Annotated in this window: 21 protein-coding genes; 12 read left to right on the top strand and 9 right to left on the bottom strand. The window is 72.8% G+C overall.

The genetic code is table 11. The features are described 5' to 3' along the window. The first annotated feature begins 204 nt into the window (after positions 1–204). From H8838_RS18625 to H8838_RS18650, 6 genes are all read left to right on the top strand, one after another. Positions 205–1545: a sensor histidine kinase gene (locus H8838_RS18625; RefSeq protein ID WP_185994371.1), complete on the top strand. Its 1341-nt coding sequence runs from the start codon at positions 205–207 to the stop codon at positions 1543–1545. Then, positions 1542–2207 (top strand): response regulator, encoded by a 666-nt coding sequence (locus H8838_RS18630; RefSeq protein ID WP_185994370.1) that lies wholly within the window; start codon positions 1542–1544, stop codon positions 2205–2207. Before H8838_RS18625 ends, H8838_RS18630 begins: the two co-directional genes overlap by 4 nt. Before the next feature lie 157 nt (positions 2208–2364). Continuing rightward, on the top strand, positions 2365–3168 hold the full coding sequence (locus H8838_RS18635; RefSeq protein WP_185994369.1) for an ABC transporter ATP-binding protein: 804 nt from the start codon (positions 2365–2367) through the stop codon (positions 3166–3168). After that, positions 3165–5204, top strand: a complete 2040-nt coding sequence (locus tag H8838_RS18640; RefSeq protein WP_185994368.1) for an FtsX-like permease family protein — start codon at positions 3165–3167, stop codon at positions 5202–5204. Before H8838_RS18635 ends, H8838_RS18640 begins: the two co-directional genes overlap by 4 nt. Before the next feature lie 13 nt (positions 5205–5217). After that, positions 5218–5739, top strand: a complete 522-nt coding sequence (locus H8838_RS18645; protein WP_185994367.1) for a DUF4333 domain-containing protein — start codon at positions 5218–5220, stop codon at positions 5737–5739. A 1-nt stretch (position 5740) separates the two neighbouring features. Further along, positions 5741–6271: a hypothetical protein gene (locus tag H8838_RS18650; RefSeq protein WP_181313007.1), complete on the top strand. Its 531-nt coding sequence runs from the start codon at positions 5741–5743 to the stop codon at positions 6269–6271. Between the two features lie 6 nt (positions 6272–6277). Here the strand turns inward: H8838_RS18650 and H8838_RS18655 are convergent, their stop codons facing one another. The 3 genes from H8838_RS18655 to H8838_RS18665 all read right to left on the bottom strand — a co-directional run bounded on the left by H8838_RS18655 (position 6278) and on the right by H8838_RS18665 (position 8575). Further along, positions 6278–6820, bottom strand: a complete 543-nt coding sequence (locus tag H8838_RS18655) for a hypothetical protein (RefSeq protein ID WP_185994366.1) — start codon at positions 6818–6820, stop codon at positions 6278–6280. 94 nt (positions 6821–6914) lie between these two features. Further along, positions 6915–8207, bottom strand: a complete 1293-nt coding sequence (locus H8838_RS18660; RefSeq protein WP_185994365.1) for a putative T7SS-secreted protein — start codon at positions 8205–8207, stop codon at positions 6915–6917. Continuing rightward, positions 8204–8575: a type VII secretion target gene (locus H8838_RS18665; protein WP_185994364.1), complete on the bottom strand. Its 372-nt coding sequence runs from the start codon at positions 8573–8575 to the stop codon at positions 8204–8206. The genes H8838_RS18660 and H8838_RS18665 overlap by 4 nt, the downstream gene beginning before the upstream one ends. Before the next feature lie 206 nt (positions 8576–8781). Between H8838_RS18665 and H8838_RS18670 the strand changes: the two genes are divergently transcribed. Beyond that, a complete protein-coding gene (locus H8838_RS18670) occupies positions 8782–9462 on the top strand; it encodes an NAD-dependent deacylase (RefSeq protein ID WP_224766255.1) in 681 nt (226 codons plus the stop codon). A 116-nt stretch (positions 9463–9578) separates the two neighbouring features. Then, positions 9579–10163, top strand: a complete 585-nt coding sequence (locus tag H8838_RS18675; protein ID WP_185994363.1) for a DUF4333 domain-containing protein — start codon at positions 9579–9581, stop codon at positions 10161–10163. 6 nt (positions 10164–10169) lie between these two features. Here the strand turns inward: H8838_RS18675 and H8838_RS18680 are convergent, their stop codons facing one another. Further along, positions 10170–12065: a sensor histidine kinase gene (locus H8838_RS18680; protein ID WP_185994362.1), complete on the bottom strand. Its 1896-nt coding sequence runs from the start codon at positions 12063–12065 to the stop codon at positions 10170–10172. 167 nt (positions 12066–12232) lie between these two features. On the opposite strand from H8838_RS18680, the gene H8838_RS18685 reads away from it, so the two are divergent. From H8838_RS18685 to H8838_RS18695, 3 genes are all read left to right on the top strand, one after another. Beyond that, positions 12233–13378 carry an acyl-CoA dehydrogenase family protein gene (locus H8838_RS18685; protein ID WP_181313001.1) on the top strand — a complete coding sequence of 382 codons (1146 nt, stop codon included), beginning with the start codon at positions 12233–12235 and terminating at the stop codon, positions 13376–13378. Between the two features lie 194 nt (positions 13379–13572). Continuing rightward, a complete protein-coding gene (locus tag H8838_RS18690) occupies positions 13573–14301 on the top strand; it encodes a VIT1/CCC1 transporter family protein (protein ID WP_185994361.1) in 729 nt (242 codons plus the stop codon). A gap of 401 nt (positions 14302–14702) precedes the next feature. After that, complete coding sequence (locus H8838_RS18695) at positions 14703–15596, top strand: hypothetical protein (RefSeq protein ID WP_185994360.1); 894 nt, start codon at positions 14703–14705, stop codon at positions 15594–15596. Positions 15597–15611: 15 nt separating this feature from the next. On the opposite strand, the gene H8838_RS18700 is transcribed toward H8838_RS18695, so the two are convergent. Next, entirely contained in the window at positions 15612–16589 is a 978-nt protein-coding gene (locus H8838_RS18700) for a sulfotransferase family protein (RefSeq protein WP_185994359.1), read from the bottom strand. Positions 16590–16730: 141 nt separating this feature from the next. Here H8838_RS18700 and thpR point away from each other — a divergent pair, with 141 nt between their 5' ends. Beyond that, the gene (thpR, locus tag H8838_RS18705; RefSeq protein ID WP_185994358.1) at positions 16731–17312 is read left to right on the top strand and encodes an RNA 2',3'-cyclic phosphodiesterase; all 582 of its coding nucleotides are present in this window, start codon (positions 16731–16733) and stop codon (positions 17310–17312) included. Positions 17313–17385: 73 nt separating this feature from the next. On the opposite strand, the gene pntB is transcribed toward thpR, so the two are convergent. The 4 genes from pntB to H8838_RS18725 all read right to left on the bottom strand — a co-directional run bounded on the left by pntB (position 17386) and on the right by H8838_RS18725 (position 23636). Continuing rightward, a complete protein-coding gene (gene pntB / locus H8838_RS18710) occupies positions 17386–18852 on the bottom strand; it encodes a Re/Si-specific NAD(P)(+) transhydrogenase subunit beta (protein WP_181312996.1) in 1467 nt (488 codons plus the stop codon). Positions 18853–18855: 3 nt separating this feature from the next. Next, positions 18856–20394, bottom strand: a complete 1539-nt coding sequence (locus tag H8838_RS18715; protein ID WP_185994357.1) for a Re/Si-specific NAD(P)(+) transhydrogenase subunit alpha — start codon at positions 20392–20394, stop codon at positions 18856–18858. Positions 20395–20592: 198 nt separating this feature from the next. Next, entirely contained in the window at positions 20593–22899 is a 2307-nt protein-coding gene (locus tag H8838_RS18720; RefSeq protein ID WP_185994356.1) for an MMPL family transporter, read from the bottom strand. Positions 22900–23012: 113 nt separating this feature from the next. Then, positions 23013–23636: a TetR/AcrR family transcriptional regulator gene (locus tag H8838_RS18725; RefSeq protein WP_185994355.1), complete on the bottom strand. Its 624-nt coding sequence runs from the start codon at positions 23634–23636 to the stop codon at positions 23013–23015. Positions 23637–23647 lie beyond the last annotated feature (11 nt).

A 23647-nucleotide genomic window follows, 5' to 3' on the forward strand; every position in this document is an offset into this window, starting at 1 on the left:
GGTCCTCGGCTGACCAGGACCCTCCCGAGCGAGTGAGCCAGCGACGTCGCTCGTCGACACCCGTCCAGGGCGGCGACCCCCGAGCGGTGAGACTACGGGAGCACGACCGCGCCGGTCCGCGAATTGCGACAGATGACCGTCCTGGACCCCCGCACAGCCCGCGTCGGACCCGCGTCCGCGCCGGTCGGGGGCATGATGTCCTGCGTGGGCGAGGCAGAGGGGTCGCAGAGCTCGGCCGGAGCGGGACGGCCCGTCGACCTGGTCGTCGCGGGGGCGTGCGGCGCGCTCGCCCTGGCCGCGCTGGCGGTCGCCCCGGCGCTGGCTGCCGCCGACCCGTCGGCCGGGCTGACGCTGCCCGACCCGGGCGGGCTCGGCTGGTGGCTGGGGGCCGCGACGCTGCTGGCGCAGGCAGGGCTCCTGCTGCTGCGTCGTACGGCGCCGCGGGCGGCGCTGCTCGCCGTCGCTGCCGGGGTCCCGGTCGCCGCGGCCTGCGGGCTCGGCGACGCGAGCGGAGTCGCGACCCTGGCGGTGCTGGTCGCCGTCCTCACCCTCGGGCTGGCCAGACCGCTCGCCACCTCCTGGCCGACGTACGCCGCGACCGCCGTGCTGGTCGCCCTCGGCATCACCCTGGCCGGCCTGGACGTCGGTGACTCGACGGGCGAGGCGGTCGGTGCCGGCGTGCTGCAGGGGATCGGGACCGTGGGCCTGCCCCTGGTGGTCGCGGCCCTGCTGACCGCCCAGCGCGAGACCCGGCAGGCCCGGGAGAGCCAGGCCGCGGCGATGGCCCGCGAGCAGGAGGCCCTGCTGGCCGCGGCGGTCGCGCGCGAACGCACGGCGATGGCCCGCGAGCTGCACGACATCGCCGCCCACCACCTGTCCGGGATCGCGGTGATGACCGCCGCGATCGGTACCCAGATCGACACCGACCCGGCCGCCGCCAAGGAGTCCGTCGAGCTGGTGCGGCGGCAGAGCAAGGCCGTGCTGGGCGACCTGCGCAGCCTGGTCGGGCTGCTGCGCGAGCAGGACCCCGGACAGCGGGGGGACGGCTCGGCGCCCGTGCGCCCTGAGTCGCTGGCCGGCGTCTCCGCCCTGGTCGACGACGCGATCACGGCTGGCCGCGACGTGCACCTGCGGGTGCTCCCCGGGGAGCACCCGCTCGGCGCCGGCGTGGGCCCGTTGGCCCAGCTCGCGGCCTACCGGATGGTCCAGGAGTCGCTGGCCAACGCCGCCCGGCACGCCCCCGGCGCCCGCGCCGAGGTGGTGCTCGACGACCGGGACCGGACCGCGGCGGTGGTCACCGTGCGCAACGAGGCACCGCTCGGCGTACGGTCCGACGGGTCGCCGCCGGCGGGAACTGGCGGGTTCGGCCTGCTCGGCATGGCCGAGCGCGCCGAGCTCACCGGCGCCCGGCTGGACCACGGCCCGACGGCCGAGGGCGGGTGGCAGGTGCGGCTGCGGATGCCTCGCGAGGCCCTGGCCGAGGACGAGAAGGCCGACGACGAGAGGGCCGACGACGAGAGGGCCGGGGAGGGCGAGGACCGATGATCCGCGTGGTGGTCGCCGACGACCAGCCGCTGGTGCGTGCCGGGCTCGGCACCCTGCTGGGCGCCGAGCCGGACCTGGAGGTCGTGGCGCTGGCGGCGGACGGCGCCGAGGCGGTCGAGGCGGCGCGCCGGCTGCGGCCGGACGTGGTCTGCATGGACGTCCGGATGCCCCACCATGACGGGATCAGCGCCACCCGCGAGCTCTGCGGCCCCGGCGTCGAGGACCCGGTGCCGGTGCTGGTGCTCACCACCTTCGACATCGACGAGCACCTCTTCGGCGCCCTGGAGGCCGGCGCCTCGGGGTTCCTGCTCAAGGACGCCGAGCCCGAGGTGCTCCTCGCCGCGGTCCGCAGCGTCGCCCGCGGCAACGGCACGCTGGACGACTCGCTGACCAAGCGGGTGCTGCGCGAGGTGGTCACCCGCCGGGAGACCCGCCCGGTGACCGCGGGCCGCGCCACGGAGCTGCTCACCGCCCGCGAGCTCGACATCCTGCTGCTGCTCGCCCAGGGGATGTCCAACGAGGAGATCGCCGGCCGGCTCTTCCTGGAGACCTCGACGGTGAAGTCGCACCTGGCCCGGATGATGCCCAAGCTCGGCGTCCGCTCCCGGCTCCAGGCCGCGGTCTGGGCCTACCAGAACAAGGTCGTCTCGATCCCCGACTGACGCCCCGCCAGGCCGCTCGGCAGGCTGCCCGGCGAGCCCTTGCATCGAAGGATGCAACCTCGCGATCTCCCTCCTCCGGCGCTCGTCGGCGACCCCCGCGCGTTCCTAGCGTGGTGGGACGCCCTGGGAACCCCCAGACAGCCCCGAGGAGCCCACCATGGCCACACCCGCACCCCACCCCGTCAGCCCCACGGCAGAGCACCCGGACAGCCACCCGGGCAGCCACCCGGGCAGCCCGGCCCCCGCGCTGCGGCTGGTCGACGTGCACAAGCGGTACGGCGCCGCCCCCGCCGCCGTCGCCGCCCTGCGCGGCGTCTCGCTGACGCTGCGTCCCGGCTCGTTCACCGCCGTGATGGGCCCCTCGGGCTCCGGGAAGTCGACCCTGCTGCACGTGGCCGCCGGCCTCGACGTGCCCACCAGCGGTCGGGTCTGGGTCGGCGAGCACGAGATCGGCGCGCTGGCCCCGGACGCGCAGACCCGGTTCCGCCGCGAGCACGTGGGCTTCGTCTTCCAGGACTACAACCTGATCGGTCATCTCGACGTCGCCGACAACGTCCGGCTCCCCGTGGTCCTGGCGGGCGACGAGCCGGACGCGGCCTGGCTGGCCGAGCTGCTCGACGCGGTCGGGCTGGCCGGCATGGAGGGGCGTCGCCCCGGCGAGCTCTCCGGTGGCCAGGCGCAGCGGGTCGCGATCGCCCGGGCGCTCTTCTCCCGTCCGACGGTGGTCTTCGCCGACGAGCCGACGGGCGCGCTGGACTCGCGCACCGGAGCCGCGGTGCTGACCCTGCTCCGCGAGACCGCCCGGCGACTCGGCCAGACGGTCGTCGTGGTCACCCACGACCCGCGGGTGGCCGCGGCCTGCGAGCAGGTGCTGCTGCTGGCCGACGGCCGCCTGGTCGACCGGATCGACGACCCGAGCGCGGAGCAGGTCACCGCCCGCATGCTCACCCTGGCCGGGTGAGCCCGGTGAGCGGCATGGACACCAGCACCAGCACCGGCACGAGCGCGCGCAGGACGAGGGGCACCCTGTGGCCCCTCGCCCGCTCCGGCGCCCGGGCCCACGCGTCCGCCCTGGCCGGCACCATGGTCGTCCTGGCGCTCGCCGGCGCCCTGCTCTCGGGCACGGGGGTGCTGGTCGAGTCGGGCCTGCGCTCCGGCTCCGGTACGGGGGATCCGGGCCTGCTGATCGCCCTGGCCACCTCGTTCGCCGGGACCGCGCTGGTCCTCGTCGTCCTGGTCGTGGCCTCCACCGTCTCCCTGGCGCTGCGCCAGCGGCAGCGGGACTTCGCGCTGCTCCGGGCGGTCGGGGCGACCCGCAGCCAGGTGCGCCGTCTGGTGGCCGCCGAGGTCTCCCTGGTGACGCTGGTGGCGGTGCCGCTCGGCGCCGTCCCGGGGCTGTTCGCCACCCGGTGGCTGACCCCGTTGCTGGTCGAGGCCCAGGTGGTCGCCCCGGACTTCGCGGTGACCCTCTCCCCCCTGCCGGTGGTCGCGGCCGTGCTGGTCCTGCTGCCACTGGCCCGGCTCGTCGCCCGGTTGGCGAGCCGGGAGACGCTGCGTACCCCGCCGACCACCGCGGTGCGCCAGAGCACGGTCGAGCCCGCCGGGATCGGCCCGGTACGCCGGGTCGCGGCGCTGACGGTCGGCATCGCCGGGCTGCTCGCGGCGTTCAGCCCGGTCCTGGTGCCCGGCTCCATCGGCAGCGCGGCCTCAGCGACCTCGGCGTTCCTGCTGGTCGGGGCGGCCGCCCTGGCCGGCCCGCTGCTCGTGGCCTGGGTCCTCGGCAGCACCCGCCGGTTCCGGGGCGGACCCGCCACCGTCCTGGCGCTGGCCAACACCCGGGGCTTCTCCCGGCGGCTGACCACCGCGGTGGTGCCGCTGGCTCTGGTGCTCGCGGTCGGCACGGTGCAGAGCACCGTCGACGAGGCGGTGGTCCAGGCGGCCCAGCGCCAGCTCACCGAGGGGATGCGCGCCGACCTGGTCGTGACCGCACCGGACGGCGACGGGATCGACCAGGCTCGTCTCGACGAGCTGACCGCCCTGGCCGGCGCCGGCTCCACCACGCCGCTGGGCCTGGTCCCGGCGCAGGTGCAGGTCGACGACGAGCTCGGCGACGTCCGGGCCTTCGAGGCCCTCGCCTGGGAGTCCACCCAGGTGCGCACGCTGCCGTCCCCCGACCCCGGCAACAGCACCGGCAGCTCCAGCGCGCTCGACCCCGAGGTCTCCGACGGCGACCTCGCCGCTCTGGACCGTCCGGGCACCATCGCCCTGAGCCGCGACGCCGTCCTGGACACCGGCACGGGGGTCGGGGACTCGCTGCTCGTCCGCTGGGACGGCGGGGCGGAGCACGAGGTCGAGGTGGTCGCGGTCTACGAGCGAGGACTGGGCTTCGGGGCCTTCCTCACCAGTGAGGCCACGCCGGCAGCCCAGGGGGTCGAGGCGACGATCGACACCGTGCTCGTCCAGACCGTGCTCGTCCAGGGCGGGCTCGTCCAGGGCGGGCCGACCACGAGCGACGGCTCCACCGTCCGCGAGGAGCTGGCCGGCCTGGGCCTCACCGTCACCGGCGAGGCGGAGTACGTCGCCGCCGCGACCGCCGGGGCCGGAGCGGACCGCACCCTGTCCAGCGTCCTCACCCTCCTCCTGCTGCTCTTCGTGGGCGTGGCAGCCGCCAACACCCTGGTGCTGACCACCGCCGGCCGGCGCGCCGAGCTCGCGCTGCTCGGCCGGACCGGCGCCACGAGGCGTCAGCTGGTCGCGATGGCGGGGGTCGAGGCCCTGGTCGCCGGGGTCGCGGCGTGCGCGATCGGGGCGGCTGCGGTGACGCCCGCGGTGCTCGGGGTGGGCTTCGGCCTGCTGGGAGTCGGCGTACCCCCCGTGGACGCCGTCACGCTCGCCGGCCTCGCCGGTGCGGTCCTGGCTGTTCCGCTGCTGACGGTGGTCCCGGTGGTCGCCCGGAGCGTGCGGTGGGAGCGCGCGACCGGCGCTGGCTCGGTCTGATTGACTGCCCCCCATGCGAAATCACGGCCTGACCCTCCGCCTCGCCACCTCCACCGGCTCGGTCCTGCTGCTCGGGCTGCTGACCGCCTGCAGCGCCACGGCCTCCTCGGTCGAGGCCTCCGAGCTGGAGAAGCACGTCACCGACAACGTGACCGCGGCCGACGGCGTCGACCTCGCCGTCGAGTGCCCGGAGGACCTGGAGGCGGAGGTCGACGCCACCGCGAGCTGCATCGTCGACGACGGCGAGGGTCAGACCGGGGTCCGGTTCACCACCACCGAGGTCGACGGCGAGGAGGTCTCCTTCGAGACCGTCCCGTTCCTGGCGCCCGAGACGCTGGAGACCGCGCTCACCGGCCAGCTCGAGGAGCAGGGGTTCGACGTCTCCGACCTGGCGTGCGCCGAGGAGCTGGACGGCGTCAAGGACGAGACCACCGAGTGCACCGCCACCTCCCAGGGCGAGGAGGGCACGATCGCGGTGACCGTCACCGAGGTCGACGGGCTGCGCGTCGGGTTCAGCTGGAAGGTCGTGGCCTGAGATGACCACCCCCGTGACCGACGAGTTCGTCCGCCGGGTGCAGGCAGCCACCGAGGGCACGCCGTACGTCGTCAAGCGCACCAGCAGCGGCTTCGACCTGACCCTGGACGTGGCGGACGCGCAGTGGTTCGGCCTGTTCAACCGGGCCGGCCTGAAGAAGGTCTTCGTGCACCACGTCAAGGTGACGCCCGAGACGTTCAGCATCACCGACGAGTCCACCGAGGTCCGGTGGGAGGCCGGCCACCCGCGGGTCGCCGCCTCGGCCACGAAGACGATGGGCCGCAGCATCGAGTTCGGTCACGAGAAGATCTGGGCGATCCGCGACGACGGCACCGTGGGCCGGGTGGTCGACTACCGCTTCGACTCCGAGGAGGGGCGCGACCTGATCACCCTGGTCGGCAAGGACCTCGGGCTCTCCTCCCGCGCCGGCGGCGCCGAGAAGATCGGGCTCTACGCGGCTCTGAGCGTCCCGGTGCTGCTCGTGCTGGGCCTGCTGCTGGTGCTGGTGCTCTGGCTCACCGGCCAGATCTGACTACGCTCAGCCCGTCGGTCCGGCGCTCTCGGGGCTGTCTGCGCCCTCGGTCCCGGACGACCCGTCGGGGGCGACCGGGCGCACCGTGCTCATGAACGCCTGGAACTCGCGGCCCACCACGTCGAACTGCTCCGCGGAGCAGGTCACGGTGTAGATCACCACCACCCGACGCGACGGGTCCTTGAGGTCGACCAGTCCCGAGAGCACCTGGCCCTGCCGCAGCTCCCACGGGCGACCGTCGATCGTGGCGCTCACCCCGAGCAGCTGGAGGATCGCCGGGGCCTCCTCCGAGCCGATCTCCCGGCGGTCGAGGATCTCGACCTGGTCGGCCTGGGCCTGGGCCAGCGCGACCGACTCATCGGCGATGGAGTCCAGCGTGGTGTAGTCCAGCCGCCAGTCGCCGCTGATGCTGAGGATCGGCACGTACCCGCCGGGCGTCTCGCGCCGCACCGCCATGAAGGCGGCGTTCTCCACCCCCCACTCCTCGGGGCGCACCGGCTCCCAGCCCTCGGGCAGCCGGAACTCGACGGGGACGGGCAGCTTGCTCACGGGATGCGCCTCTCTGGTGCGGGTGCTGGGGCAGGTGCTGGTGCTGGTGCTGGGCGGTGGAACGGGTGCGGGTGCCGCGCAGGTCGGGCGGCGGTCACGGGAACCAGCCGCCGATGCCCTCGACGATCTCGCGGCCGGTCTCGTACATCTTCGGGAAGTCCAGGATCACCTCGCCGCTGACCTTGCCACCCACCCCCCAGGCGATGCCACCGCTGCCCCCGATGGTGAACCTGCCGGACTCGTAGCCGACGTTGAACTCGGCGCCGACGCCCGCGCCGGCCCAGCCCTCGACCCCGGCCTTGCCGCCGAAGCCGCCGACGTCGATCGAGCCGTCCACCCCAGCCCGGGCACCGGCGAAGAGCTCGCCGCTGGCGTGGGCGCCGTTGCGGCCGAACAGGGCCTTGCCGTCGGCCGAGGCGGCGACCTCGGCCTCGCCGGACACGTTGCCCTCCACGACGCCGTACTCCCCGCCGACCTGGCCGTCGACGCCGACCACGGTGAGCTTGCCGCCGAGGTCGACCCGGGCCCCGTCCGAGTCCAGGCCGGCGCCCGCGCGGCCGCTGGCCTCGAGGAACCGGAAGGTGCCGTCGGCGTTCATCCGGACGTCGCCCCAGTAGTCCTCCCAGGTGCCCGTGGCGCGGTACATCCAGGCGGCGCCCTCGGCCTCGCCGAGGGTGAGCGCGAAGTCGTCCCAGCTGCGTCCACCGCCGACCTCGCGCGGGTCGCTGCCGAAGGCCTCGGAGAGCGGGCCCCAGTTGAACGACGGCCCGGACGCCGAGCCCTCGGCGCCGAACCAGCCGTTCTCCTCCTCGGTGCGCGAGCCGTCCTCGCGGCCCAGCGCCACGGTCGCCGTCTCGCCGGCGGCCTCGAGCTCGTCCCGGGCGGTCTCGAGCAGCTCCTCGGCCTCGTTGCGCAGCGCGGCGCCGGGGTCGGAGGGAAAGGCACCGGGGTGTGGCGGCATCTCGTCGAGCGGACGCCCCTCGGCCACCGCGGCGTTCCAGGTCTGCCGGGTCTTCTCCCACGCGTCGTAGGCGGCGATCCGCTTGGCTTCACCCTCCTCCCACTTGGCCAGCGCCTCGGCCGCCTTGCCCTGCGCGGCCTCGAGGTGGCCGGCGTACACCTCGAGCGCCTTGGCCGAGGTGTCGAGGAGCTTGAGGTAGAGCTTCCAGCGCTCCCGCTCCTCCTCGTGGGCGGACTCGTACGCCGCCGCCGCGAACCCGGTCCAGGCCGGGACGCGGGCCGCGCCGAAGTCGTCGAACGCCCCGTCGGTCGTCGTGTGCAGCTGCGTGAGCCGGGTGACCACGGCCCGCACCGCGCTCACGTCGCCGGGGACCAGCTCGCGGTGGTCGTCGGTCTGGCCGAGCTCCTTGGAGGCGGGTGCGGTCACGGGGCGACCGGCCCCGGGCCGAAGGACGGCGTCGAGACCCCGCCCGCACCGACTCCGCCCACTCCCGTGCCACCGAGGCCGTACCCGAACGGGTCGAACCTGGTGCCGACGTTGCGGTCGCCGGCCTCGACGTCGTCGGCGGTCTCCTTCAGGTCCTGCCCCATGGTCGTGGCGGCCGTGCTGAGCTGGGTGTTGGCCTCGCGGCAGTACTGCAGGATGGCTTGGGTCCACGAGGCGAGCTCGACGTGCCCGAACGACTCACCGCTCACTCCCGACTCGCTCACGTCGCGACAGGCGAGCGGCTCGGCCGCCGCGGCCAGCTTGTTCGCCGCGCTGCGCAGCTCCTCGGGCACGACCTCGAGCGTCATGGTCCCTCGTCCACCCCTTCGACCCGTGCGACCGCCCCTGCGGCGTGTCAACGTCCTGGCACCCTGTCCGGCAGCGCCTGTCTGCACCTCTGCCCGGCGCTCTCGCCGGGGTTCCTTCCCCGGCACGGGCCGGTCAAACCCTCGCGGCACTTCTATCACGGCGTCCGGCTCGGTCCCGGCGCCCGTGGCCGGGGATACTTCACCTCATGAGCGTGGTGGTCCTGACCGGTGCCGGCATCTCCGCGGAGAGCGGGGTGCCGACCTTCCGGGACTCCGACGGCCTGTGGGAAGGGCACGACCCGATGACGGTCGCGACCCCGGAGGCGTACGCCGCGGACCCCGACCTGGTGCACCGGTTCTACGACGAGCGGCGGGCGGCGCTGTCCCGGGTGCGGCCCAACGCCGCACACCAGGCGCTGGCCAGGCTGGAGCAGGCCCTCGGCGACGACCTGCTGCTGGTCACCCAGAACGTCGACGACCTGCACGAGCGGGCAGGCTCGGAGCGGGTGCTGCACATGCACGGCAGGCTGGCGGCCGCCTGGTGCACGGCGTGCGACGCACGGCACGAGTGGCACGGGCCGCTGGCCCACCGCCCGCCCTGCCCCGACTGCGGGAGCCGCAGCCTTCGCCCCGACGTCGTCTGGTTCGGCGAGATCCCCTACGAGATGTACTGGATCGAGCGGGCGCTGGAGGCGTGCGACCTGTTCGTCGCCATCGGCACCTCCGGCACGGTCTACCCCGCGGCGGCGTTCGTGCACTGGGCCCAGGGCGACACGCTCGAGCTCAACCTGGACGCCAGCCTCGGCGCCGACGGCTTCGCTCGAGCCCGCCAGGGCCCGGCCACCGAGCTGGTGCCGGCCTGGGTGGACGAGCTCCTGTCCCGATAGCTCCTGGTCAGGTGGCTCCTGGGTCAGGTGGCTGCTGGGTCGGGTAGCTCCTGGGCTCGGAAATCCGGGGACCTTCGGCCCGGTTCCTTCGGGCCGGGACCTGATTGCGTGGCAGCATGCGACGACCCACCTCCCGGCTCCTGCTCGCCCCGGTGGTGCCCTTGCTCCTCGTGGGCGGGTGCGGCTACCCCTCGACCGTGTCCGCCTCCACCCTGGAGGAACGCGTGCAGGAGGCCGCCACCGGAGAGGGCGTCGAGGACTACCTCATCGACTGCCCCGGCGACCTGAAGGCCGTGGTGAACGACAGCGCCGACTGCCTGGTGGAGGACGCCGAGGGCTCGGTGACCGGGGTCCGGTTCATCACCACCGAGGTCGACGGTGACGACCTCTCCTACGAGACGCTGGTCTTCCTCGGCGCCGCGGAGGTGCAGAAGAGGCTCGCCGACGAGCTGGGCACCGAGGACGTGGGCGTGAAGAAGGTGATGTGCGACGACGTGCTGGTGGCCACGCCCGGTTCCACCCTCACCTGCCGGGGCCTGACCGAGGCGGGTGCGGTCCCCGTGCAGGTGACGACGACCGAGGTCGACGGGCTCCAGGTGTCCTTCGACTGGGACGTGGTCAGCGGTGAGCTGGTGGAGGGGGAGGACTTCGAGGGCACAGAGGTCGGCGGTGGGCAGGTCGAGGGCGACCAGGCCGGCTGAGGCGCGTCAGTCGGCGCGGGGCAGCCAGACGTACACGTGGGTGCCCCGACCGAGCTCCGACTCCACCCCGATCCGGCCGCCGTGCCGCTCGACCACCCGCTTGACGATCGGGAGGCCGAGTCCGGTGCCCGGCCTGGCCAGCGCGAGCGGGTTGGTGGAGCGGAAGAACTCCTCGAACAGCTTGGCCTGGTCGGCGGGGCTGATCCCCATCCCCTCGTCCTCGCAGGTGAAGCAGACTCCGTCGTCCTCCAGGCTCAGGCACAGTCGCACCGTGGCGTCGGGCGGTGAGTACTTGATCGCGTTGCTCACCAGGTTGGAGATCACCCGGTAGAGGTCGTCGGCGTCGCCCAGGACGACGGCGTGCTCGTCACGACGCCCGACCTCGAGGCGCACCTGCGCCTGGTCCGCCGCGACCTGGGAGCTCTCCACCGCCTCGGTGAGCACGAGGGCGAGGTCGATCGGCAGCGCCGCCCGGCTCGCGCCGGCGGAGCCGAGCCGGCTCAGGGTCAGCAGGTCCTCGGCGAGGGTCCCCAGCCGGGAGGCCGCACGCCCCACGGCGTCGATCCCCAGGCTCACGTGGCGCGGCAGGCCGGGCTCGCCCTCGAGCATCTCCAGGTGGCCCAGGATCGCTCCGATCGGGTTCTTCAGCTCGTGGGAGACCGTCGAGATCAGCTCCTGGCGGTACTCGTCGAGCCTGCGCAGCTCGACGTTGAGCTGGTGCTCGCCCTGCAGTGCCCGGGCCTGCAGGATGGCACTGGCCAGGTCCTGCCCGACGTCCAGCGCTGCCGAGCTCTCGCTGTCGGTCCACCGCACGCCGTCGGGACGGCGGTGGATCACCAGGGCTCCCAGCAGCAGGCCGCCGGCCGCCATCGGGACCAGGACGACCGTCGAGAGGCCGAGCTCGGCCAGGTGCAGGTCCAGCTCGTCGCGGAAACGGGAGTCGAGCCCCGCGTCGCCCCAGACGTGTCCCGGCTCGATGATCACCACCCGCTCGTGCCGCCAGGCCCGGGTCATCGCCTCCCCGATCTCTCTCTCCAGCGCCGGGGAGACGGAGCTCAGCCCGTCCAGCACGCTGCTCTGCGGCTCGATCCCCGGCCGCTGCCCGTCGAGACCGTGCCGCTGCCCGTCGAGACCGTGCCGCAGGCCGTCCTGTCCGGGCCGCTGTCCCTCGGGGACAAGACCGTGCTGCACGTGCACGTCCAGGTGCGAGGCGCGGAACGCCTCGCGCAGCTCGTGCTTGGCCATCTCCAGGAGCTCGGCGATCTCCAGCCGTCCGCTGGCGGCCCGGATCATCGTCCTGGCCGCCCGTGCCATCCGCACCTGCTGGGCCAGCGACTCGCGCTCCACCGTCGTGACGACGGCCCGGAAGTCGAGCGCCAGCGAGCTCGAGAGCGCGAGCAGCTCGGGGACCTGGAGTCGGCGACCGCTCTCGGGCTCGTCGAGCCAGACCACCGCGCGCAGGGCTCCCGACTCGTCGGTGAGGCGGGCCACCAGCATGTCGCGCGCCCGCCAGGCGTCGGAGTCCTCGGAGTCGGGCAGGTCGGGCAGGTCGGGCACGTAGCCGTAGACGTCGACCAGGTCGGCCGCCCGCTCGCTCAGCCACTCCGCCGCGACGAAGGTGAGCGACCCGAAGGTGGCTCCGCACGTGAACGCGTCGTCCCTGGCCCCGACCGGGGTGCCCTGACCGAGCAGCCAGCCGACCACGTCCGGGCGCCCGGCGACCGCGACCGTCTCGAGCATCCCGTCGGTGCGCAGCACCTCGATCACGCAGACCTGGAACCGTGAGCGCGAGCTGATGTCCTCGGCGATCTGCTGGAGCGCCTGCCGGTCCGTGGCACCGCCCCAGGTCCCGGCGCGCGGTCGTCCCTCGGACGACGACGAACGTCCGTTGTCAGGCTTCATCAGGCAGCACCCCCTGTGCCTCGGCACGTCGTCTCCGGCGTACCGACCCCCGTCCGGAGTCTAGGGGAAAGACACCCCCAAGGGCAGGGCTACGCCGGTTCCTCCCCGGCGTGCACACGGGGCGGGACGGCGTACGCGATGGTTGACCCGCGAGTAACCTGGGGGGCATGACGCGCGAGATCTACAACGAGGACCACGAGGCGTTCCGCGCCTCCGTCAAGGAGTTCCTGGACCGACAGGTGGTCCCGAACCTCGAGGAGTACGAGAAGAACCACGGGCTCACCCGGCAGTTCTGGCTGGACGCCGGTGCGCAGGGGCTCCTGGGGCTCGAGATCCCGGAGGAGCACGGCGGCGTCGACGCCGGCGACTACCGGTTCAACGCGGTCCTCACCGAGGAGCTGGCGAAGGTCAACATGACCCTGCCCTCCTGCGTCGGCATCCACGCCGACATCACCGCGCCCTACCTGGTGCACCTGACCAACGAGGAGCAGCGCAAGCGCTGGCTGCCCGGCGTCGCCTCCGGCGAGACCCTGCTCGCCATCGGCATGACCGAGCCCGGCGGCGGCTCCGACCTCGCCAACCTCAAGACCACCGCGGTCCGGGACGGCGACGACTGGGTCATCAACGGCTCCAAGACCTTCATCACCAACGGCGGCTCCGCCGACATCGTGGTGGTGGCCGCGCGCACCGCGCCCGAGAAGAGGGCCAAGGGCATCTCGCTCTTCGCGGTCGACACCAAGACCCCCGGGTTCTCCGTCGGCCGGGTGCTGGACAAGGTCGGCCAGGACGACTCCGACACCGCCGAGCTCTCCTTCGAGGACGTCCGGGTCAGCAACGACGACCTGGTCGGCCCGCTCGACACCGGCTTCATCTCGATGATGCAGTTCCTCCCGCAGGAGCGCCTCGGCACCGCGATCACCGGGGTCGCGCACGCCAAGCAGATCCTCGAGGAGACCATCCAGTACGCCAAGGACCGGGTGGCGTTCGGCCAGCCGATCGGCAAGTTCCAGAACACCCAGTTCCTGCTGGCCGACCTGGTCACCCGGGTCGAGGTCACCGAGGCCTACATCGACCAGTGCGTCATGAAGCACACCCGCAAGGAGCTCACCGCGATCGACGCGGCCAAGGCCAAGTGGTGGGCCACCCAGATCCAGTCCGAGGTCCTCGACCACTGCCTGCAGATCCACGGCGGCTACGGCTACATGAACGAGTACCGCGTGGCCCGCGCCTGGCGCGACGCCCGCGTCACCAAGATCTGGGCCGGCTCCAACGAGATCATGAAGATGCTGATCGCCCGCGACCTGGGTCTCTGACCGGTCTCTGGCCCGGACGGGGTCGCCCCGGACCCCGTCCGGTCTGCCCGACCTCCATGGTGGGGGCTCCGGCGCTCTCGCGCCGTCGCCACAGCCGAGCCCCCGCCATGGACCAGGAAGCAGACCGCCCTCGGACCGACTGAACGTGCCGAGGGGCCCTTGCCGCTGCTCCCGGCAGGGGATCTGATTGACCCATGAGCAAGCCTCCCCGCAGCCTCGGCCGGACCCATGCCGACGAGCCGCACGAGCAGAGCGTGGCGTCGCGGCTCAACTGGCTGCGGGCCGGCGTGCTGGGCGCCAACGACGGCATCGTCTCCACCGCGGGCCTGGTGGTCGGCGTCGCCGGAGCCACCGAGACCCAGTCCGCCGTGCTGGTCGCCGGCGTCGCGGGACTCGTCGCCGGTGCGATCAGCATGGCCGCCGGCGAGTACGTCTCGGTGAGCACCCAGCGCGACTCCGAGCTGGCGCTGCTCGACAAGGAGCGCGCCGAGCTGCGCGACGCGCCCGAGGCGGAGCTGGAGGAGCTGGCCGGCCTGTACGTCTCCCGCGGGGTGAGCGAGCGGGTTGCCCTGGAGGTCGCCAAGGAGCTCACCGCCCACGACGCGCTGGCCGCGCACGCCGAGGTCGAGCTGGGCATCGACTCGGAGGAGCAGACCAACCCCTGGCACGCCGCCTGGGCGTCGATGCTCGCCTTCACCCTCGGGGCATTGCTGCCGCTGCTGGTGATCGTCTTCACCCCGATCGACCTGCGGGTCTACATCACCGCCGTGGCGGTGGCCCTGGCCCTGGCCGTCACCGGCTACGTCAGTGCCCGGCTCGGCGGCTCGCCCCCGGGCCGTGCGGTGATCCGCAACGTGTGCGGCGGCGTCTTCGCGATGGTCGCCACGCACGTGGTGGGCCTGCTGATCGGCGGCCAGGTCTGAGAGGCTCGCTTCTCTCCCTGCCCCCGCCTGCGCCCCGCCTGCGCCCCCGCCTGCGCCCCTGGCGTCGGTGGTGCGATCCCCGGCTGTGCGGGGATCCCGAGGGTTGGCACGCGTCGCAACGCTCGACAGGTCGGTGAAGTCCGCGCCAGGTCCGTGCGTCCCACCGCGGGCTGGGCACGGCGTACGTCGGGGGACGGCCGGGCGGCCAGCGGCGGCGCCGGCGTACCGCACTCGCCTGTCCCGGCGCTTCGGCCCGCCAGGCACGAACATGGCACGCACTCCGGTGACCTGGCACGGCATGCATCCCGTGCCAACCCCGGGGATCCCCGGCTGTGCGGGGATTCCGTCGGACGTGCCGAGGGACTGCCGCAAAGGCAACAAGCAAGATAGACTTTAGCCGCATGAGCCTGCACACGCTGCCGCTGCCCGAGCTCGACGGTGCCGAGGTCGTCGTCCCGGCCCCGGGGATCGGGCCGGGCAACTGGGCGGGCGCTGCCACCGTGACCCTGGTCGACGACACCTTCTGGCTCGCCTACCGGATCCGACGACCGCTCGACGCGGGCCGTGGCCTCTCCACGGTCGTCGCCAGCTCGGTGGACGGGGTGCGGTTCCGCACCGAGGCCCAGGTCTTCCGCGACCAGTTCGGTGCCGAGTCGTTCGAGCGGCCGGTGGTGCTCAGGCGCCCGGACGGCGGCTGGCGGCTCTACCTCTCCTGCGCCACCCCGGGGTCGAAGCACTGGTGGATCGAGGCGCTGGACGCCGACACCCCCCAGGGGCTCCCCACCGGTCGGCGGACGGTCGTGCTGGCCGGCGACGACGCCGTGGCGGTCAAGGACCCGGTGATCACCGAGCGTGACGGACGGTGGGAGATGTGGGTCTGCGAGCACCCGCTGACCGAGCCCGGCCAGGAGGACCGGATGAGCACGGCGTACCTGACCAGTGACGACGGCCTGGTCTGGCAGCGGCACGGCACGGTGCTGGAGCCGCGGCCGGACGCCTGGGACGCCCGCGGCGCCCGGGTCACCACCGTGCTCTCCCACGACCCGCTGGTGGTGCTGTACGACGGCCGCCCCCGGGCCGAGGACAACTGGCACGAGACCACCGGCGTCGCGTCCGCGCAGGACGGCGCCCTGGTCGCCGACGACAGCGTGCCGCCGCTGCGCTCCCCGCACTCCGACGGCGCACTGCGCTACGCCTCCGCGGTCCCGCTCCCCGACGGCTCGACCCGGTTCTACGTCGAGGTCGCCCGCGAGGACGGCGCGCACGACCTGGTGACCTCGCTGAGCCGGGCCTGACCCGCCGACCCTGGCTCAGCCCACCCTGGACTGGGCGCTGGTACGGCTGGAGAAGGTGCCGCCGTCGCGGTAGGTCTTCCAGTCCTCGAACGACTCGCCGGTCAGCTCCTCGAGCAGCGCGATGTCCGGCAGGTGCGGCTCGAGCAGGAACGCCCGCTGGCCCGGGGTCAGCCGCGGCCGGGACTCGTCGCCGCCGCGGTGCAGCTGCGCGACCAGCGGACGGCTCACCGTGCGCCAGACCTCCGGCGGGAGGAACTGTCCCACCGCCGCCCCGGCCCGGATCACCGGGCCGATGGCCCGCACCCGGGCGCCGTCACGCACGAACGGACGCGAGTTGTCCTTCGGGATCGCCGCCACGTCGGCGGTGTCGACGCCCAGGAACCGGAAGACCCGGTCGAGCGCCTGCGACGGCTGGTCGACCAGCTCGCGGTAGCGCAGCACGAGCACCTGCTCGCGGGGGAAGTGGTCGAAGAGGTCGGCGAGCTGCCGGCCGTACATCCCGACGTTCCGGTAGTGCCAGAACGGCGCCCACCCGGCGTCGATCCGCTGCTGCTCGCGCGCCACCGCCTCGAGGATGTCGCCGCGCGGCTCCAGCCCGTCGGTCCACAGGTGCATCCAGTTGGAGTAGGCCCGGTCGACCGGGTCGCGCAGCACCGCCACCAGCCTGGCGTCGGGGCGGTCCACCGCGAGCCGGCGACGGGCGTCGCGGTTGTAGAGGTAGAACGGGGTGCTCTCCCCCGCGAGCACGCCTGCGGGCACGTCGCGGAACAGGTCGAGGTAGCGCCGACGCTGCCAGATCCACTCCCGGTTGCTGTGCGCGTCGCCGGGCCCCTTGTACGCCGGCGGCGGCGAGTCGCCGCACATGTAGTACTTCGGTTCCTTGACCCGGCTCATGTGCAGCTGCGGGTGCTGGGCCAGGGCGGCGTGCAGGGCGCTCGTGCCGGCCTTCGGGGCACCGATCAGGAAGAAGTCCGGGAGACGGTCCGCAGCCATTCCAAAAGACTAGTGAGCCACAAGGGTTTGGCAAGGGGTGTCCACCGGGGGTCCGGCAGGGCCCGGCGTGACGTCCGGAAGCCGGGACCGACCGGCGCCGCAGGGGTGTCGAGGCGGACGCGCGTGTCCCAGACTGTGGTCATGAGGCTCTTCGTCGCCGTCGTGCCGCCGCCCGAGGCGGTCGAGCACCTCGACGAGTTCCTCGACGTACGCCGCGAGGCCGCCCGCTTCCGCTGGACCCTGGCCGACCAGATCCACGTGACCCTGGCGTTCCTGCCCGAGGTCGCCGACCGGCACCTCGACGAGCTGGTCGAGCGCCTGGGCCGAGGTGCGGCCCGCCGGGACCGGTTCCCCACCCGGATCGCCGGGGGTGGCGCCTTCCCGCACGTCGCCGGCGCCAAGGTCCTGTGGGCCGGGCTCGCCCTCGACGACCCCGGCCGGCTCCAGCTCCGCCGTCTGGCCGAGGGCTCCCGGGCTGCGGCCAGCCGGACCGGGACCACGGTGGAGGGCCGCCGCTTCCGGCCGCACCTGACCGTGGCCCGGATGGGACGCCCGACCGAGGTCACCCCGTGGGTCCGCCTGCTCGACTCCTACGAGGGGCCGCCCTGGACGGTCGACACGGTGACCCTGATCCAGTCGCACCTGGGCGAGGGGCCCCGCAAGCGGCCGCGCTACGAGGTGCTGACCGAGCTGCCGGTCGGCGCCGGCGCCACCTCGTCGTGAGCTCCGGTCCCGTTCGGCGGGGGGCGAGGCAGACGGCGTCCAGGCCGGTCAGAAGGTCAAGGCTGTCAGGCCGTCAGCGGACGGCGGCCTCGCGCGGCACGGACCGGAGGATGTCCTCGACCCGCTCCTTGGCGTCCCCGAAGAGCATCCGGGTGTTCTCCTTGAAGAAGAGCGGGTTCTGGACGCCGGCGTACCCGGTGGCCATCGAGCGCTTGAAGACGATGACCTCACGCGCGTTCCAGACCTCCAGCACGGGCATCCCGGCGATCGGGGAGTCCGGCTCCTCGACGGCGGCCGGGTTGACCGTGTCGTTGGCGCCGATCACCAGGACCACGTCGGTCTCGGGGAGGTCGTCGTTGATCTCGTCCATCTCGAGCACGATGTCGTAGGGCACCTTGGCCTCGGCCAGCAGCACGTTCATGTGGCCGGGCAGCCGGCCCGCGACCGGGTGGATGCCGAACCGGACCTCGATGCCCCGGGAGCGCAGCGCCGCGGTCAGCTCGGCGACCGGGTACTGCGCCTGGGCCACCGCCATGCCGTAGCCCGGGGTGATCACCACGGACCTCGCCCCGGTCAGCAGCTCGGCGGTCTCCTCGGCGGTGATCTCGCGGTGCTCGCCGTAGTCGCGCGCCTCGCCCGCGGAGCCGCCGTCGGAGCCGAAGCCGCCGGCGATCACCGAGATGAACGAGCGGTTCATCGCCTTGCACATGATGTAGGACAGGATCGCACCGGAGGAGCCCACCAGGGAGCCGGTGATGATCAGCAGGTCGTTGCTCAGCATGAAGCCGGCGGCCGCGGCGGCCCAGCCGGAGTAGGAGTTGAGCATCGAGACGACGACGGGCATGTCGCCGCCGCCGATCGCCGCCACCAGGTGGAAGCCGAGCAGCAGCGCGAGCGCGGTCATCAGCAGCAGCGGCACCAGCCCGACCTCGACGTCGCCGGTGAGGATCGCCTGCGACGACATGAACCAGATCATCAGGCCCAGCGAGACCACCAGGATCCCGGCGTTCAGCAGGTGCCGACCCGGCAGGGTCAGCGGCGAGGACTTCATCTTCCCGCTCAGCTTGAGGTTGGCCACGATCGAGCCGGTGAAGGTGACCGCCCCGATGAAGACGCCGAGGAAGACCTCGACCGCGTGCACCTTGTCGTGCGTCCCGTGCTCGAAGAAGGAGTTGAAGCCGACCAGCACCGCGGCCAGGCCGACGAAGCTGTGCAGCAGCGCGATCAGCTCGGGCATCCCGGTCATCTCGACCGTGCGCGCCTTCCAGGCGCCGATGGCGCCGCCGATCAGCATCGGGACGGCGATCAGCACCAGGGTGATCGGCAGGTCGCGGTAGCCGACGTACTGGCTCTGCCGGGCGGCCAGCAGGATCGTGGCGACCAGGGCCAGCCCCATGCCGGCCATGCCGGCCTGGTTGCCGCGCTTGGCGGTCTCGTGCTTGGAGAGCCCGGCCAGCGCGGCGATGAAGAGCACGCCGGCGATGATGTAGAGGCCCTGGACGAAGCCCACGAGCTCGGAGGACGTCAGGAAGTCGGTCATGGCTCAGTCCTTCCGGAACATCTCGAGCATGCGGAGGGTGACCAGGAAGCCACCGAAGATGTTGATGCTGGCCACCAGCACGGCGACCACGGCCAGCGCCGAGACCAGCAGGTTCTCCGAGCCGACCTGGAGGATCCCGCCGACCACGATGATCCCGGAGATCGCGTTGGTCTCGCTCATCAGCGGGGTGTGCAGCGCGTGCGCCACGTTGGAGATGACGTAGTAACCGACGAAGACGGCCAGCGCGAAGACGGTGAAGTGGTTGAGGAACGCCCCCGGTGAGACCGTCGCGAGCGCGGCGAAGAGCACCGCGCCCAGGGCGGCCGCGAACACCTTGCGGCGCGGGTCCGGTGGCGGCTTGGGCGCGGCCGGCTCCTTCGCCGGGGCGGGCGCGGCGGCCGGGGCGGCCGAGACCTGCACCGGCGGCGGCGGCCACATCGACTCCCCGTCGCGGACCACGGTGATGCCGCGCTGCACGACGTCGTCCATGTCCAGGACCAGCTCGCCGTCCTTGCCGGGGGTGAGCAGCTTGAACAGGTTGGCGATGTTGGTGCCGTAGAGCTGGCTGGTCTGGGCGGCCAGCCGGCCGGCCAGGTCGGTGTAGCCGAGGATCGTCACCAGGTTCTCGGTGACGACCTTCTCGTCCTTCACCGTGAGCTCGCAGTTGCCGCCGTTGGCGGCGGCCATGTCGACGATCACCGAGCCGGGCTTCATCCGGCTGACCGTCTCGGCGGTGATCAGCCGCGGCGCGGGCCGGCCGGGGATCAGCGCGGTGGTGATGACGATGTCGGCGTTGCGCGCCTCCTCGTCGTACATCACCGCGGTGGCCTTCTCCTGCTCGGCCGTCATCTCCTTGGCGTAGCCGTCGGAGGAGGCCTGCGCCTCCATCGCCGGGTCGTCGATGGTGACGAACTCGGCGCCCATCGACTGCACCTGCTCGGCGACCTCGGGGCGTACGTCGAAGGCGCGGACGATCGCACCCATCGAGCCGGCCGCGCCGATCGCGGCCAGCCCGGCCACGCCGGCGCCGACCACGAAGACCCGCGCGGGCGGCACCTTGCCGGCGGCGGTGACCTGGCCGGTGAACTGGCGGCCGAAGACGTGGGCGGCCTCGATCACCGCGCGGTAGCCCGCGACGTTGGCCATCGAGCTGAGCACGTCCATCGACTGCGCCCGCGAGATGCGCGGCACCGCGTCCATCGCCAGGCCGGTGACGCCGGCGGCAGCCAGCTGCTCGACCAGCTCCGGGCTGCGGGCCGGCGCCATCAGCGAGACGACGGTGGCGCCCCGACGCAGCCGGCCGATCTCCTCGGGGGTGGGTGCGTTGACCTTGACCACCACGTCGCTGGCCCAGACCTCCGCACCGTCGGCGACCCGCACGCCGGCGTCGGCGTACGTCTCGTCCCGCAGGTCCGCTGCCTGGCCTGCGCCGGTCTCGACGACGACCTCGTAGCCGAGCTTGGCGAGCTGATCCGCGGTCTTCGCCGTCGCCGCGACGAGGGTCTCGCCGGGCCGGGACTCGCGGGGAATGCCGATGCGCACGAATGCCTCCTAGGTGTGAGCGAGGTCAACCTACAGGTGACGTGTGTCGCATCCCGCACGGTCTCACGGGTGACCGGGCCCCCGCGACCCCCTCCCAGACTCCCCCGTCCGATGCTGTGGACCCCGCAGACGCAAGGGGCCGCGGCCTCCCGGAAGGAGACCGCGGCCCGTGCCTGCGTCGTACGACCCAGGGGCGACTCAGATGTAGTCGTCCTCCGGCACGCCGTCCTTGAGGTAGGGGCGGTGCAGCTTCTCGCCCTCCACGTCGACGTTGGGCAGGATCTTGTCGAGCCAGCGCGGGATCCACCAGGCCTTGTCACCCAGCATGTAGAGCAGTGCCGGGATCAGCACCAGCCGGACGATGAAGGCGTCGAAGACGATCGCCACCGCCAGCGCGAAGCCCATCGACTTGATGATCGGCTCGGTCTGCAGGATGAAGGCGGCGAAGACCGCGATCATGATGGCCGCCGCGGCGGTGACCACCCGGGCGCTGTTGCGGAAGCCGTCGACCACCGCGTCCCGCGTGGACTTCCCGTGCACGTGCGCCTCACGCATCCGGGTCACCAGGAAGACCTGGTAGTCCATCGCGAGCCCGAAGACCATGCCGATCAGGATGATCGGCATGAACGAGACGATCGGCTGACCCTCGATGATCCCGAGCGCGCCCTCCTGGAAGACCAGGACGGTGGCGCCCAGCGTGGCCAGCACCGAGAGCAGGAAGCCCAGGGTGGCGGTCAGCGGCACCAGGATCGACCGGAAGACCAGCACCAGCAGGACGAACGCGAGCCCGATCACGACCGCCAGGTAGACCGGCAGCGCGTCGTTGAGCCGGTCGGAGACGTCGGTGGTGATCGCGGTCAGCCCGGTGACGCCGGTGGTGGCGCCGGTCTGCTCCTCGATGTCGGACTGCCCGTCGCGCAGCGCCTGGAGCAGCTCGGTGGTCTCCTCGTCGTCCGGGCCCGTGGTCGGGGTGACCAGCACCTGGGCGCCGGTGCCCTCCTCGTTGCTCATCACCACCTGGGCGTTGGCGACGCCGTCCATCTCCGCGGCCCAGCCGGCGACCTCGCCGAAGGCCTGACCGCGCTCCTTCTCGGGCACGTCGCCGGCGTCGACGACGACGACGAACGGACCCTCGCGACCGGCCCCGAACGCGTCCGCGGTCAGGTCGGTGGCCTGGCGCTGCGTGGTGGAGGTCGGCTTCGTGCCGTCGGTCGGGAACGCCAGGTAGAGGTCCTTGATCGGGAACGCCAGGGCGCCGAGCACGATGACCACCAGCAGCGCGAACGCGGCCGGGGCCTTGCCGATCAGGCGGGCCCAGCGGACGCCGTTGTTGATGACGTGGCCGTCGGCCTCGCGCTTGGGGTTGTGCTTGATCACCTGACCGCCGAAGGCCTTCGACTTCAGCACGCCCAGGAACGCCGGCAGCAGGGTGAGCGCGGCCAGCACGGCCAGCGCGACGCCGGTCGCGGCCGCGAAGCCCATCGAGGCGAGGAACGGGATGTCCACGACCACCAGCGCGGCGAGGGCGATGATGACCGTCAGGCCGGCGAAGACCACCGCGGAGCCGGCGGTGCCGACCGCGATGCCCATGGCCTCCTGGCGGTCGTCGGTGTGGTGCAGCTCGCTGCGGTAGCGGGCCAGGATGAAGAGCGTGTAGTCGATGCCGACCGCCAGGCCGATCATGGTGGCCAGCAGCGGCGTGGTCGAGCCGATGTCGGTGAAGGCGGTCATGCCGATGATGCCGACGTTGGTCAGGCCCACCGCGACCAGGGCGATCAGGATCGGCATGCCGGCGGCGACCAGCGAGCCGAAGGTGATCAGCAGGACCACCAGCGCCACCGCGACGCCGATCGCCTCGGAGGTCAGACCGAGCTCGGTGATCACGCTGGTGCCGGAGCCGTTGATCTCCAGGCGCATGCCGCTGGAGTCCTCGACGTCGGCCAGGAGCTCCTCGAGCTCGTCGATGGTGGTGCCCTTCACCTCGGTGGGCGACTCGACGTCCCACTCGAAGCTGACGATGCCAGTGGTCTTGTCCTCCGAGAGCGGCGAGAGCACCTTGGCGTTCTCGCGCGCCACGTCGAGCGGCATGCCGCTCTCCTTGGCCGCGTCGAGGACCATCTTCTCCTGGCCCGCGGCCGCGGTGGCCGGGTCGACCAGCTGCATCTCCTTGACCGGCGGCGTCTGCGGCAGCTCCGGGATGCCGGCGAGCAGCTGCTCGATCGCCTTGACGTTCTCCGGGTCCTCCAGCGTCGTGCCCTCGGGCGCGACCGCGACGATGTTGACCGTCGCCTCGGCGAACGGGTCCTCGGCGTTGGGGAACAGCTCCTGCTGGAGGTCGGACGCCTTCTCCGAGGGGATGCCCGGGATGGTCAGCGCGTCGCTCATCGGCTTGGACTGGGTGGCCGCGAAGCCGCCGATCGCCAGAAAGGCGATCAGCCACGCGATCAGGAAGAACGGCCAGCGCCGGAAGGCGGTCTTGCCGAGTCGGTAGAGCAGGGTTGCCATCTGGGTCAGATCTCCTGAGGAGGTGGGACGGACACGTGGTCTCGGGGGGTTTGTTCTGGGGTTCTGCGGTGCGTGCGTCGGGGAGTTCGTGCGTCGTACGGGGGTCGCCGGGCCTAGGCGAGCAGCTCTCGGGCGGTGTCCAGCGCCTCGGCGAAGAGGTCGGGCAGGGGGCGCTCGTCGCGCTCGAGGGCCAGGCTCTCCAGGCAGCTGTCGAAGAGCGCGACCATCAGCCGCACCAGCATCCGGGCCCGCTGGTCGCCGAACTCCTTGCCCTCGCGGGCGAGGATCTGCTCGACCAGCTCCCCGGCGATCGCCTCGAACCGCTCGTGCACGGCGATGAGCAGCCGAGGCACCTCGGTGAGCACCTGGCGCTGGAGCCGCAGGTCGCGCTCGTGGAACGCGTTCTCCGCCAGCAACGCCTGGGCCAGGACCTTGCAGTCCTCCATCAGGTCGCCGGTCGGCCCGCCGGCCCGGAAGTCGGCGAAGAGCTCGGGCCCGAGCTCGGGCGCAGGCCCGATCACGGCGTCGAGCTTGGCGGGGTAGTAGTTGAACAGGGTGCGGCGGGAGACCTCGCTGGCCCCGGCGAGGTCCTCCATGGTCCAGCCCTCGAGGCCGCGCTCGAGGGTGAGCCTCAGCGCCTCGCGCATGATCCGGCGGCTGGTCTCCAAGCGCTTCGCCGCGCGCGAGCCGGTCGCGGGCGAGCTCGCCAGGGGCTCAGGCGTTGCACTCTCGGACATGGAGTGCATTC

This window comes from Nocardioides campestrisoli, assembly GCF_013624435.2.
Classification (GTDB): Bacteria; Actinomycetota; Actinomycetes; order Propionibacteriales; family Nocardioidaceae; genus Nocardioides; species Nocardioides campestrisoli.